At 41.6% G+C, this 13116-nt stretch carries 11 protein-coding genes; 10 read left to right on the top strand and 1 reads right to left on the bottom strand.

What is annotated here, in order from left to right:
- Positions 1 to 126 precede the first annotated feature (126 nt).
- Complete coding sequence (ligA, locus tag BZL35_RS01265) at positions 127 to 2235, top strand: NAD-dependent DNA ligase LigA (RefSeq protein WP_106182109.1); 2109 nt, start codon at positions 127 to 129, stop codon at positions 2233 to 2235.
- A 337-nt stretch (positions 2236 to 2572) separates the two neighbouring features.
- Here ligA and map read toward each other — a convergent pair whose 3' ends face one another.
- Positions 2573 to 3370 carry a type I methionyl aminopeptidase gene (gene map, locus BZL35_RS01260; protein ID WP_106182106.1) on the bottom strand — a complete coding sequence of 266 codons (798 nt, stop codon included), beginning with the start codon at positions 3368 to 3370 and terminating at the stop codon, positions 2573 to 2575.
- A gap of 511 nt (positions 3371 to 3881) precedes the next feature.
- On the opposite strand from map, the gene rpsB reads away from it, so the two are divergent.
- The 9 genes from rpsB to BZL35_RS01215 all read left to right on the top strand — a co-directional run bounded on the left by rpsB (position 3882) and on the right by BZL35_RS01215 (position 13102).
- The gene (gene rpsB / locus BZL35_RS01255) at positions 3882 to 4634 is read left to right on the top strand and encodes a 30S ribosomal protein S2 (RefSeq protein ID WP_106182104.1); all 753 of its coding nucleotides are present in this window, start codon (positions 3882 to 3884) and stop codon (positions 4632 to 4634) included.
- A gap of 136 nt (positions 4635 to 4770) precedes the next feature.
- Positions 4771 to 5646 carry a translation elongation factor Ts gene (gene tsf / locus BZL35_RS01250; RefSeq protein ID WP_106182101.1) on the top strand — a complete coding sequence of 292 codons (876 nt, stop codon included), beginning with the start codon at positions 4771 to 4773 and terminating at the stop codon, positions 5644 to 5646.
- 101 nt (positions 5647 to 5747) lie between these two features.
- Positions 5748 to 6461 (top strand): UMP kinase, encoded by a 714-nt coding sequence (gene pyrH, locus BZL35_RS01245; RefSeq protein ID WP_106182099.1) that lies wholly within the window; start codon positions 5748 to 5750, stop codon positions 6459 to 6461.
- Positions 6462 to 6567: 106 nt separating this feature from the next.
- Positions 6568 to 7128 carry a ribosome recycling factor gene (frr, locus tag BZL35_RS01240; RefSeq protein ID WP_106182096.1) on the top strand — a complete coding sequence of 187 codons (561 nt, stop codon included), beginning with the start codon at positions 6568 to 6570 and terminating at the stop codon, positions 7126 to 7128.
- Between the two features lie 54 nt (positions 7129 to 7182).
- Positions 7183 to 7971: a polyprenyl diphosphate synthase gene (gene uppS, locus BZL35_RS01235; RefSeq protein ID WP_106182094.1), complete on the top strand. Its 789-nt coding sequence runs from the start codon at positions 7183 to 7185 to the stop codon at positions 7969 to 7971.
- Positions 7971 to 8780, top strand: a complete 810-nt coding sequence (locus BZL35_RS01230; RefSeq protein WP_106182092.1) for a phosphatidate cytidylyltransferase — start codon at positions 7971 to 7973, stop codon at positions 8778 to 8780. Before uppS ends, BZL35_RS01230 begins: the two co-directional genes overlap by 1 nt.
- Positions 8781 to 8783: 3 nt before the next feature.
- Positions 8784 to 9995 (top strand): 1-deoxy-D-xylulose-5-phosphate reductoisomerase, encoded by a 1212-nt coding sequence (ispC, locus tag BZL35_RS01225; RefSeq protein ID WP_106182089.1) that lies wholly within the window; start codon positions 8784 to 8786, stop codon positions 9993 to 9995.
- A gap of 232 nt (positions 9996 to 10227) precedes the next feature.
- On the top strand, positions 10228 to 12531 hold the full coding sequence (gene bamA / locus BZL35_RS01220) for an outer membrane protein assembly factor BamA (RefSeq protein WP_181276530.1): 2304 nt from the start codon (positions 10228 to 10230) through the stop codon (positions 12529 to 12531).
- Positions 12532 to 12604: 73 nt separating this feature from the next.
- Positions 12605 to 13102: an OmpH/Skp family outer membrane protein gene (locus BZL35_RS01215; protein ID WP_106182087.1), complete on the top strand. Its 498-nt coding sequence runs from the start codon at positions 12605 to 12607 to the stop codon at positions 13100 to 13102.
- Positions 13103 to 13116 lie beyond the last annotated feature (14 nt).

The raw sequence follows: 13116 nt of genomic DNA, 5'->3' as shown, positions 1-13116 counted from the left end.
GTCCAATCCAATATTTTCTTAATTTCAAACAGCCTTTAATAATGAAGAAATAATAAACTTGGTTTGCCGTTTTCACCATAAGGCATAATAGTATTAACTCCATGGATATTCAAAATATTATCATCAATGTCCGAATTAATCGTATCAGACACAATCTCGTTAACCTCTGATCCTGGTGAACGTGTTTTGGCGCTATATGAAGCGATAGAAAAACATAATCATGCGTACTACGAAAAAGATGATCCAATCATTTCCGACTCAGAATATGATGCTCTGTTCAACGAGTTAGTTACCCTTGAAAGGGTCTATCCTGAACTACAGCGTGTCGATTCCCCAACAAAGCGCGTTGGTGGTAAGCCTCTCCAAGAATTTACAGCTGTGACACACCATGTGCCGATGTTGTCTCTCAATAACGCGTTTTCAGATGAGGCTGTCGCAGCCTTTGATCAACGTGTATCAAATTTTTTTCATGCTAATTTAGCAGTTACCCCATCGAAAACAATAACTGATGTTTTTCCAGTGTCAGCTTTGAAGCCACAAATTGAATATGTGGCCGAGTTAAAATTCGATGGGCTCGCAATTGCCTTGCGCTATGAAAATGGCATTCTAACACAGGCGGCCACACGTGGTGATGGCATGATGGGTGAAGACGTTACGGCGAATATTCGCACAATCAAGCAAATTCCACTTCGTCTGAAAACAAACACACCACCTGATATCTTGGAAGTACGTGGTGAAATCTTGTTATTACGTGCTGATTTTGAAGCGCTCAATCGAACTCAAGAAGTCGCTGGTAAAAAAATATTTATCAATCCCAGAAATGCAGCAGCAGGAAGCCTGCGTCAACTCGATTCACGCATCACAGCTAAGCGATCATTGTCATTCTTTGCTTATGGTTCGGGCGAACTACTAGGCGGCGCACACTTTCCAAAAACTCACAGCGCCTTACTGGCTTGGTATGCTGAATTAGGCATCCCTGTGAATGATAAATATGCAGTTGTCAAAGGGATCAATGGGTTACTTTCTTTTTATCGCCGAATCTCTGATATTCGTTTATGTCTCCCTTATGACATTGATGGTGTTGTGTATAAGGTAAACCATCGAGAAAAACAAGAACAACTAGGATTCGCATCGCGCGCTCCTCGCTTTGCATTAGCACACAAATTTCCAGCACAAGAGTCCTTAACAAAATTGTTGGATATCAAAGTACAGGTGGGTCGTACCGGTGCTATTACACCAGTAGCGCGATTGGCTCCAGTGTTTGTAGGAGGAGCAAAGGTTGCTAATGCAACCTTGCATAACGAAGATGAAATCCTACGTAAGGATATTTTAATTGGTGATACTGTGATTGTACGTCGCGCAGGTGATGTGATTCCTGAGATTGTGCGATCTGTCAAAGAACACCGACCAGATGGAGCCTATGCATTCGTAATGCCTAGCATTTGTCCAGTATGTGGCTCACATATTAAGAAATTACCTGATGAAGTTATTGCCCGTTGCACGGGAGGATTGATTTGTGCAGCGCAACGTAAACAAGCGTTGTTACATTTTGCGCAACGTCGAGCCATGAATATTGAAGGTTTAGGTAATAAACTCGTAGAGCAACTCGTTGACCAGCAGATCATTCAAACGCCAGCTGATTTATTTAGGCTCGATGTATCGACTTTGGTAACACTCGATCGAATGGCTGAAAAATCGGCGAAAAACTTGGTGACATCATTAGAAAAAGCAAAGAGTACAACATTATCACGATTTATTTTCTCACTCGGCATTCGCTACGTTGGTGAGACTGCTGCTAAAATTTTAGCAAATCATTTTGGTAAACTGAACAATTTGCTAAGCGCCACACAAGTAGATCTTCTATCCGTACACAACATTGGATCCACCATGGCGCAATCTATTGTCAATTTTCTTTCTGAATCTCATAACATCGACGTTATCGAGCAATTACGTAAAGTCGGTGTCACATGGTCAGAATCTTCGCTAATGGCAACTGTATCATTGCCATTAGCGGGACAGAAATTTGTATTAACTGGTACATTGCCGACGCTCTCACGGGAAAAAGCCAAGACGCTTCTCGAAGCAGCAGGTGCAAAAATAGTAGGTTCTGTGTCAGCAGAAACAAATTATCTGGTGGCGGGAGCAAATGCTGGAAGTAAGTTAATTAAAGCTGAGTCTCTTGGAGTTCCAATACTTGATGAAGTAAGCATGTGTGCCATGCTCGACGTCCTTTGATAAAAAATAATTTGCTAATTCATTAAATTTTTCTTGCAAATTTAATGTTTCTGATATTTTTTCATCAAAGATGAAAACTAAGTAAAAAAGATAGTGAATAAAGGCACACTTCACTAAGCGTGTTTTCTGACGACTATATTTTATGACGCACAAAAAAACCTCTGGCATTTCTTATTAAGATTCAGTGACATCCCCAAACTCCACTGCGCGAAAGGCCGTTCAATAAGCTGCTAATTTTTTCGTTTTTAAAAAAATAAACTGGTCAGCTTTACAAGACTTTAAGGTTTTTTTGAGAAGTAAATGGAGTCTGCCAGACGATATAAATTTTTATTCATATTCAATGATTATCTGGTGGTTTTTGTGTGTTAGCAGAAACGGTAAGAACTTCATATCCAGTTTCCGTTACTAAAACCGTATGCTCCCACTGCGCTGACAAGCTGCGATCACGGGTTTTTACAGTCCATCGGTCAGGCATCGTTCGGGAATCACATTTTCCAGCGTTAATCATTGGTTCAATCGTAAATATCATACCAGCCTGAAGCTTTAATCCAGTGTTAGGGCGGCCATAATGCAAAATTTGAGGATCTTCATGGAACACCTTACCTATGCCGTGGCCGCAATATTCTCGCACCACGCTATATCCTTGTGCCTCTGCATATGTCTGAATAGCATGACCAATGTCACCAACGTATGCACCTTTTTTAACTTGAGCAATTCCTAGCCACATACACTCAAAAGTTACTTGTATGAGACGTTTGGTAAGAATCGATCCTTCGCCAACGATAAACATGCGGCTTGTATCACCATAATATCCATCTTTGATCACGGTAATATCGATATTCAGTGAATCACCTATTTTGAGAACCTTCTCGCCAGGAATGCCGTGACAGATGGTGTCATTGACAGAAATGCAAGTAGCTTTTGGGTACGGTGGGTAGCCTGGCGGTTGGTAATGCAAAGGCGCTGGAATAGTTTTCTGTTTTTTAATCATATATTCGTGACACAGGCGATCCAATTCACCAGTGCTTATCCCAGCACAAACATATGGGGTGATGAAATCAAGCACTTCGCTAGCCAACCGGCAAGCAACACGCATCATTCCAATCTCGTAGGCATTCTTTATGGTAACGGCCATTACAAATCTAATTTTCTACTAGGCGATTTATGATTGTCACATGAAAACTTAAACTTGGCTCTTTATAAATAGCATTTAATGCTTGTTCCCTAAATTTAGGGAAATTCCAATTATTTAGTGGAAACATCCTCTATGATCTTCGTTGGATTTTAATGGAGATCGGTTCATACATAAATAGTTTAAAAAATCGAGTAATGTCATGTCGATGCGATTTTGAACATATTCCCTGACTTGAATATTGTACTATATGGATGCTATCATCTTCTGTTAGGCCAAGGTTAGTTTTTTTCCAATTTCACCTATCTTTTCGTCTTAACATTCGAATCAGTCATTTTAGATGACTTATATCAGATAGATGATAAGGGATGATCGGTGTGGGTAGAACTAATGTCTAGCTAGGTGAGTATTAGTAAAGAGAATCTCAGAATGAGAAAATTACGGGCCGTCGCACCAAGGGTGGTTTTTCATACATTGCAGTCGGCCTAAGACCTAACCCTATTGGAGAAATTATATGTCAGTCACAATGCGAAAGATGCTGGAAGCTGGTGTCCATTTCGGACACCAGACACGTTTTTGGAACCCAAAAATGGCTCCATTCATTTTTGGTCATCGCAATAAAATTCATATTATCAATCTTGAAAAGACCTTGCCGATGTTCGAGGACGCACAGAAATATGTGCGTCAACTGGCTGCTAATCAGGGCACCATCCTGTTCGTTGGTACCAAGCGTCAAGCAAGGGACATTATAGCTGAATCTGCATTGCGGGTGAGTCAGCCTTATGTCAACAACCGTTGGTTAGGGGGCATGCTAACCAATTTTAAAACTTTAAAATCATCCATCAAGAAATTGAAAAGCATGGAGCAAGCTCTCGAGGCCGGTGAGCAAACTCGCATGAGTAAGAAAGAAGCATTGATGTTCGATCGTGAAATGTCTAAGCTTGAAAAATCCATCGGTGGTGTAAAAGAAATGAGTGGAATGCCCGATGCTATTTTTATAGTTGACGTTGGTTACCACAAAATTGCGATTACCGAAGCTAATAAGTTGGGGATTCCGGTAATCGCTGTAGTCGATACGAACCACTCACCTGATGGGGTCGACTACATCATCCCGGGTAATGACGATTCAAGTAAAGCAATAACTCTATATGTTCAAGGTATGGCGGATGCAATTTTGGAAGGTCGCGCAAATGCAGGTCAAGACCTCATCAAAATCTTGCGTGAGGACCATGATGATGATTTCGTTGAAATAAAAGATGAAATTTAAGCAATTGTCAATTAACGAAAGGGGCTGCCAATAGCCCCATTTTTCAAGTCATGCGTCGAATGTCTTGGATTCGAATATTGGAGTTTCGCCTGGCTGTATAGCATTAGATATACTATTATAGTAAGGAGTTTAAAAGATGCCGGCAATTACTGCAGCGATGGTCGGGAGACTGCGCGCCAAAACTGATGCGCCGATGATGGAGTGCAAGAGGGCACTAACAGAAGCCGACGGTAACATCGATCGCGCTGAAGAAATTCTTCGAGTAAGACTAGGCAGCAAGCCATGCGCAAGCCGCGTGACTGCCGAGGGTGTAGTAGCGGCCTTCATGGAAGGCAACACAGGAGCCTTGGTCGAACTTAACTGCGAAACAGACTTCGTTGCCAAAAATGATGATTTTCTGAGATTTGCCTCTAGTGTCGCTAAGCTCGTGGCTACCGAAAATCCTACCGATCTGAATGAACTAAATACACTAGTGTTCGAAAATAAAACCGTCGAGCAAATTTGTAGAGAATTGATTGCGAAAATTGGTGAGAATATCAGTATCCGCCGTTTCCAACGCTATGCCGTGAACGGTAAGCTAGCTGTTTATCTTCACGATAAACGTATTGGTGTAATCGTTGAGTACGAAGGTGCTAATGAACAAGTAGGCAAAGACCTTGCCATGCACATCGCCGCTATGAAACCGATTGCATTGTCAATAGAACAAGTGCCTGTTGATTTGATCGAAAAAGAACGTAAAGTGGCACTAAAAAAAGCTATGGAATCTGGAAAACCAGATGAAATCGTCACAAAAATAGTGGATGGCAGTGTAGATAAGTTCCTCAAGGAGGTTTCACTGCTTAATCAAACTTTTGTTAAAAGTGATAAGCAATCGGTTGAACAAATGCTGAAATCTACAAATACAAATGTGAACGCTTTCACGATGTTCGTGGTGGGAGAGGGCATTGAGAAAAAGCAAGATAATTTTGCGGCAGAAGTGGCTGCGCAAGTAGCAGCCGCGAGAAAACTGTAAAATACACTCCGCACTTGTTATATAAGAGGGTGTCTCTTTCGTCTTTATTTAACCAAAACACGTACTGCTTGGCTCACCCAAAGATTTATAAGGACTGTAACATGTCAATCGCTTACAAACGCGTACTTCTTAAACTTTCGGGTGAAGCCCTTATGGGAAGCGATCCATTCGGTATCAATCGTGGAACAATTGAGCGCATCGTCACCGATATAGCTGAAGTCATTCGGTTAGGTTCACAACTAGCAGTCGTTATTGGTGGGGGTAATATTTTTCGTGGAGTTGCTGGAGGTGCTGCCGGTATGGATCGTGCTACCGCTGACTATATGGGAATGCTCGCCACTATGATGAATGCACTTGCGCTGCAAGATGCGATGCGACATGCTGGTATTGAAGCACGAGTACAATCTGCTCTCCGTATGGATCAGGTTGTTGAACCTTATATTCGACCTCGTGCTATTCGTCAATTAGAGGAAGGAAAGGTGGTAATCTTCACCGCTGGTACAGGCAATCCATTCTTTACCACCGATACTGCAGCAGCTTTACGTGGCTCAGAAGTTGGGGCTGAGGTAGTTTTAAAGGCTACTAAAGTTGACGGTGTTTATTCCGATGATCCGAAGAAAAAACCATCCGCTATTCGTTACCAAACTATCAGCTTCGATGAGGCGATTTCTAAAAACTTACAGGTGATGGATGCCACAGCATTTGCATTGTGTCGTGATCAAAAAATGCCTGTGCGTGTCTTTTCGATCGTGAAACCAGGCGCGCTCAAACAGGTGATTCTGGGTGAAGATGAAGGAACTCTAATCCACGTTTGAGAGCTCCAATAGTGCATGAAATGTGATATGTACCGTACCTACCATTGATTTTCCTAGCGGTGGTTTCTATTTGCGTCTTACTATATAAGGTTTTTGGGGTGAGGTCATGACTGTTTTTGACGTTAAAAAGAATATAGAACAAAAAATGCTAAAGTCGATCGAGTCATTCAAGATGGATCTTGGAAAAATTCGTACAGGACGTGCACATATTGGTTTACTCGACCATGTACACGTTGATTACTATGGTTCCATGTTGCCAATTCCGCAAACGGCGAATGTGACACTTCTAGACGCTCGTACTATCTCTGTGCAGCCATGGGAAAAAAAGATGGTAAATGTAATCCAAAAAGCTATTCGCGATGCCAACTTGGGTTTGAATCCGACAGCAGAGGGTACTTTAATTCGTGTCCCAATGCCAATGTTAACGGAAGAGCGGCGTCGCGAGCTAACGAGAGTCGTAAAGCAAGAAGCAGAAGCAGCCAAAGTATCTATTCGTAGCTTGCGTCGTGAAGCAAATGATACACTCAAAAAAATAGTTAAGGACAAAGAAGCTTCTGAAGATGCTGAGCGGCGTGCTAGTGATGACGTTCAAAAGTTAACAGACAAGTTTGTTGCTGAAATCGAAAAACTTACTGAAGCGAAAGAAGTTGAACTAATGACGCTTTAAGCTATTGAGGCCAATCGAATGCTTTTTGACTGATTTTTCAGGAAATGTTCTGCAATGGCCTTCTTTAGCTCGACGCTGACCACTCCTCAAACTGGTGAGGTTCCCCGGCATATTGCCATTGTAATGGATGGTAATGGACGTTGGGCGGCTCACAGAAAACTTCCTCGTGTGGCTGGTCATGTACGTGGTCTTGATGCTGTGCGAAACATTGTAGATGCATGCGTACAACGAGGTGTGGAATATCTTACACTATTCGCGTTTAGTTCAGAGAACTGGCGTCGTCCCAATGAAGAAGTGTCATTTCTAATGAGATTATTTATATCCGCACTTGAGAGAGAGATTGATAAGCTTCATGAGAGTGAAATCAGATTACGTGTCATCGGCGCACTCGATGCTTTCGATGCTTTCGAGCCGCGTATTCAGGAATTGGTTCGTGCAGCAGAGGCGCGTACAGAAACTCATCAGCGCTTAACATTAACGATTGCAGCAAATTACGGTGGGCGTTGGGATATCCTTCAGGCTGCTCAGAAACTTGCCTTTGAGCGTCTTCTTTTAGGACCAACAGCATTCGCTTCACCGTTTAAAGAAGCTGATCTCGCGCCACATCTTAGTATGGTATATGCTCCGGAACCAGATTTGTTTATTCGCACAGGTGGGGAAAAGAGAATCAGCAATTTTTTGCTATGGCAACTCGCATATACTGAGTTCTATTTCACTGATAAATTCTGGCCAGACTTTGATGCAGAAATGCTCGATTTAGCGATTTCTGAATACCAAAAACGTGAACGACGTTTTGGTCGTACCAGCGCACAAGTTCGCCCCAATTCTGGACATCTTTTCTAATGCTGAAAACACGAGTTATTACCACGATCGTATTGTTCCTTATATCCTTACCGATCATTTTTCTTGGTACGAAAGAAAATTTTTTTCTGTTCGGTGCTGTTGTCGTTATTGCTGGAGGTTGGGAGTGGGGGCGCCTTATAGCTTTAAAAAAATTCTGTACCGCACTGTATGTCACACTGATTACTGCTGGCATAACATTCACTTGGACCAGTAATTTAACACTCAGTCATATCTGGATTAGACCTGCCGTGCTATTTTGGACCTTTGCAGGTCTTTATGCGTTAGCACGCAAACCAAGAAATACCGGATTGTGGCATGTATTGTTGTTTATATCAGGACCAGTCGTATTAATTGGCACATGGCAGGCTCTCTGTTTAGCACGTGAGAAAGGCGTCATATTTTTATTATCTGTACTTATCATCGTTTGGATTGCCGATACGGGGGCTTATTTTTCGGGTCGTTCATTTGGTCGGTATAAATTGGCGCCATCGATTAGTCCAGGTAAATCCTGGGAAGGGGCCATAGGTGGCTGGCTCTTAGTACTTATTGTCGCAGCACTCTCATTAAAGTGTGGAATAACAGCGCCGACAATCTTTACTCATTTACGTGATACAGTTGGTTTAATAAACGGTGTATTCTTACTAACCTTACTAATTTTTTTTAGTGTTGTTGGAGATCTTTTCGAATCGAACTTAAAGCGTCAAGCCGGCGTGAAAGATTCAGGGAAACTACTGCCGGGACATGGGGGTGTTCTAGATCGTTTTGATGCTTTACTACCCGTCTTGCCCCTTGCCATGGCGTTTATCTGATTTATGAAGAAACATGTTGTTATCCTAGGTTCGACTGGATCGATTGGGGTCAATACATTAGATGTAATTAGCCGTCATCCTGAGCAGTTCAAAGTACATGCTTTATCTGCACACCGAAACATCGATCTTCTATTTAAACAGTGCCTTATACATCGACCTTCAATTACAGTGGTGGAAAATGCTGTAGGTGCTGACATGTTATCCAAACGTTTGAAAAAGGCAGGACTTTCTAGAACAGAAGTTTGGCACGGCCCAGGAGCATTGGTCGAAATTGCCTGCACGACGGAAGCCGATACTGTAGTTGCAGCTATTGTTGGTGCTGCAGGCCTTGGTTCCACAATGGCAGCGGCAAAAGCAGGCAAACGTATTCTACTTGCAAATAAAGAGGCACTTGTTCTATCCGGCGCGATTTTTATGGCTGCCGTAGAACGGGCCGGTGCTATGCTGTTGCCACTCGATAGCGAGCACAATGCCATTTTCCAATGTCTACCTCATCAGAGCTCGATAAATACAGGTATACAACCAAAAATGGCAAGCGTTGAACGGCTAGTGTTGACAGCATCTGGAGGTCCCTTTCGAGATCGAAAACTCAGCTCTCTTGATAAGATTACACCAGATGAAGCTTGTGCTCATCCAAATTGGGTGATGGGACGTAAAATTTCTGTTGATTCCGCCAATATGATGAATAAAGGATTAGAAGTTATTGAAGCATATTGGCTTTTTGGTGTACCAGCTGAACGTATCGAGGTATTAATACATCCACAGAGTGTGATTCATTCAATGGTCTCGTATACTGATGGATCAATGCTCGCACAACTCGGAAATCCTGATATGCGTACACCAATTGCACATGCGCTTGCCTTTCCCGAACGTATCAGTTCTGGAGTAAAACAGCTCAACCTCGCGGAAATCGGAAAACTTACCTTCGAAGCACCTGATATGCGATACTTCCCATGTTTGCGGTTAGCCTTCGAGGCACTGCGGAACTTAGGGACCTCTGGTGCATTACTCAATGCTGCCAATGAAATTGCAGTCGAGGCTTTTCTTGCGAGACGTATTCGTTTTACTGCCATCGCAGAAGTAGTCGAATACGTGTTAGACACTATCCCAAGTGGGCCAGCATTATCTATGGATGATGTATTGGATGCGGACCGCCGGGCACGAGCAATGGCGAACACTCGTATTGTTCGCCTGATGTCCCAAAGTTCATCATAACATCTCAGCACATTGATTATTTTTTCCGATTTTGGATGTTGGTTTTGAATGTTATATTATCGACACAAAGCGCTCGTCACTACGACAGTTTCTTGGATTATAGGAGTGAACTTCTAAGCACATCACGTCTATTTTTTCAGATAGCCGTTAAAGCTTTTGCTTAATAACATTTTTTATGTATCACCCAGTAAGCATCACACTTTTAGTAAAATAGTTTCTTGGGGAAAGCAAGTTGTTAAAAAAACATCACCTTGTTCTAAAGGGTATAGCAGCTACTATTCTGGCAACCCATAGTTTCTTGGCGTGTGCCATTGCACCATTCGTGGTGAAAGATATTCACGTAAATGGTTTGCAACGGATCGAACCCGGCACCCTGTTCTCCTATTTGCCGATTAAACAAGGTGAAGTATTCAGTGGGGATCATGGAGGTGAAACAATTCGTTCTCTTTATGCCACAGGCCTATTTTCGGATGTACGTATAGACGTTGTAGATAACATCCTCGTCCTGAATGTTCATGAACGTCCCTCGATCACAACTATCGACTTTCTTGGGATTAAAGAATTTGATAAGGATGCTTTAAAGAATGCATTACGTTCCATTGGACTAAGCGATGGTAGAACCTTCGATCGCAATCTACTTGAAAAATCAGAACAGGAATTAAAACGACAGTATTTAGCACGTGGTTACTATGCTGTAGAAGTAAAAACAATCATTACACCACTCGAGAAAAATCGCATATATATTCAATACAACGTCACAGAAGGTCTAAAAGCTAAAATCAAGGACATTAAATTTTTAGGTAATAAAATTTTTTCAAGTAGTAATCTTCTCTCAGAGATGGAGCTTGGAGCAAACAATTGGCTGTCTTGGTATTCCAAAAACGACTTGTATTCGAAAGAGAAATTAAATGGTGATCTGGAAAAACTCCGTTTATTCTACCTAAATCGTGGTTATCTTGAATTTAATATTGAATCAACTGATGTGTCGATCACGAACGACAAAGGTGAGATGTTTCTCACAATCAATTTGTATGAAGGCCCAAGGTACAAGATAAGCGCTGTGAATCTGTTGGGTGAGACCCTAGGAAAACACGATCAAATCCAGAAATTAATCGAATTGAAGGTTGGAGATTTCTTTTCTCTCAAGAAACTACAAGAAGGCACAAAATCCATCAAAAATTTGCTCGGTAATTATGGTTTTGCCTTTGCGAATGTCACTGCCCAGCCGAATCTGGATCGAGAAAATCATAATGTGGAGTTAACAATGACTGTGGATCCAGGCCGGCGAGTCTATGTCCGCAAGATCAACATCATTGGCAACTCTCACACACGTGACGAGGTCATCCGTCGGGAAATGCGCCTGCTAGAAAGTTCATGGTTTAATGCTGACCGTTTGAAGCTATCTAAAGAACGTGTGAGCCGTCTTGGCTACTTTGCCGATGTCGATGTGATAATAGAACCCGTATCGGGTTCGACTGATCAGATCGATTTACAAATCAAGGTTTCAGAAAAACCAACCGGCACGATGAATATTGGAGCAGGATTTTCATCAAGTGACAAAGTAATTTTGCAAGCAGGAATCAGTCAGGATAATGTATTTGGTTCTGGCACCAGCTTATTGGTGAACGTAAATACAGGTAAGAGTTATCGAACGTTACAAGTAGCACAGGTTGATCCGTATTTTACTATTGATGGCATCTCTCGTATCACCGACGTTTATTATCGTACTTATCAACCTTTACTGTTGACGACTAGTAGTGATTTTCGTATCAATGCGATCGGTGGTAATCTGAAGTTTGGTGTGCCATTCTCCGAAGTTGATACTGTATTTTTCGGACTTGGTTTCGAGCAGACACGATTGAAATTTGCGAATAATAGTACAACGCCGCAACGTTATATCGACTATTCTAGTCAATATGGTCACATCAGTAATGATTATCCTTTAACGATAGGCTGGACTCGTGATTCTCGTGACAGTGCGTTGATCCCAACTCGAGGTTGTTATCAGAAAGCAAATATTGAATTCGGTATGCCAATTGGAACAACAAAATACTATCGAGCTTATTATAACCACCAATTCTTCTATCCGGTAAATCGAGGTTTTACAGTATCGTTCAACGGAGAAGTTGGTTATGGTCACGGATTGAATGGTCAGTCATTCCCAATTTTTAAGAATTACTACGCTGGCGGTATCGGTTCAGTACGCGGGTATGAACCAAGCTCATTGGGCCCGAAAGATGATAATAGCGATCCAATTGGTGGCGCATCAAAGTTGATCGGTAATGTTGAATTAACATTTCCACTGCCAGGCACAGGATATGATCGTACATTGCGTGTATTTACCTTCTTGGATGGAGGCACTGTTTATGACAATGGCAAAGCGATTACGTTCAATCACTTGCGTTATTCATATGGTTTTGGTTTGTCGTGGATTTCACCAATCGGCCCATTCAAGATTAGTATGGGATTCCCATTGATAAAAAAACCTGGTGATAAATATCAAAAATTACAATTTCAAGTAGGCACATCATTTTAATAATGTCACTATCTAGTCAAGGTCTATTTTTGTTGTAAGGGTGAATATATTGAAAAATACTAATATTTTTTTTATGCGAGGGTTAGCAATTATATTGCTTAATTGTGCTACATTTTCGACTTGGGGCCAAGAAGCGCGTATCGCCGCAGTTAATTCTGATAAAATTTTAAGAGAATCATTACCTGCTAAAGCCGCACAAAGCAAGTTAGAGATAGAATTTTCTAAGCGCGATCATGACTTGCAGAATATTGCAGCAAATTTAAAAAGCAAGTCTAATGATATTGATAAGAAATTTACTGGAATATCTGATGCGGAAAATTTTCGTCGCCAGAAGGAATTGGATACTCTTAATACAGAATTTCAACGCAAACAACGAGAGTTTCGTGAAGAATTAAATCAACGACGTAATCAAGAATTAGCGGTAGTTCTTGAGCGCGCAAATAAAGTAATAAAACAAATTGCTGAGACGGAAAAATATGATTTAATCGTACAAGAAGCGGTATACGTAAATCCACGTATTGATATCACGGACAAGGTATTAAAAAAATTAAACAGTGATGGTGCTAAGTAAAGGAATACCTTTTA

Source organism: Candidatus Pandoraea novymonadis (assembly GCF_003004665.1).
In the GTDB taxonomy this organism is placed as follows: domain Bacteria; phylum Pseudomonadota; class Gammaproteobacteria; order Burkholderiales; family Burkholderiaceae; genus Pandoraea; species Pandoraea novymonadis.
This window is presented reverse-complemented; position numbering and strand designations above follow the sequence as displayed.

Excerpts from the sequence above, each read along its gene's own strand:
- rpsB (WP_106182104.1), top strand. The coding sequence starts at position 3,882 with ATGTCAGTCACAATGCGAAAGATGCTGGAAGCTGGTGTCCATTTCGGA.
- tsf (WP_106182101.1), top strand. The coding sequence starts at position 4,771 with ATGCCGGCAATTACTGCAGCGATGGTCGGGAGACTGCGCGCCAAAACT.
- ligA (WP_106182109.1), top strand. The coding sequence starts at position 127 with ATGTCCGAATTAATCGTATCAGACACAATCTCGTTAACCTCTGATCCT.
- map (WP_106182106.1), bottom strand. The coding sequence starts at position 3,370 with ATGGCCGTTACCATAAAGAATGCCTACGAGATTGGAATGATGCGTGTT.
- frr (WP_106182096.1), top strand. The coding sequence starts at position 6,568 with ATGACTGTTTTTGACGTTAAAAAGAATATAGAACAAAAAATGCTAAAG.
- ispC (WP_106182089.1), top strand. The coding sequence starts at position 8,784 with ATGAAGAAACATGTTGTTATCCTAGGTTCGACTGGATCGATTGGGGTC.
- uppS (WP_106182094.1), top strand. The coding sequence starts at position 7,183 with ATGGCCTTCTTTAGCTCGACGCTGACCACTCCTCAAACTGGTGAGGTT.
- BZL35_RS01215 (WP_106182087.1), top strand. The coding sequence starts at position 12,605 with ATGCGAGGGTTAGCAATTATATTGCTTAATTGTGCTACATTTTCGACT.
- pyrH (WP_106182099.1), top strand. The coding sequence starts at position 5,748 with ATGTCAATCGCTTACAAACGCGTACTTCTTAAACTTTCGGGTGAAGCC.
- BZL35_RS01230 (WP_106182092.1), top strand. The coding sequence starts at position 7,971 with ATGCTGAAAACACGAGTTATTACCACGATCGTATTGTTCCTTATATCC.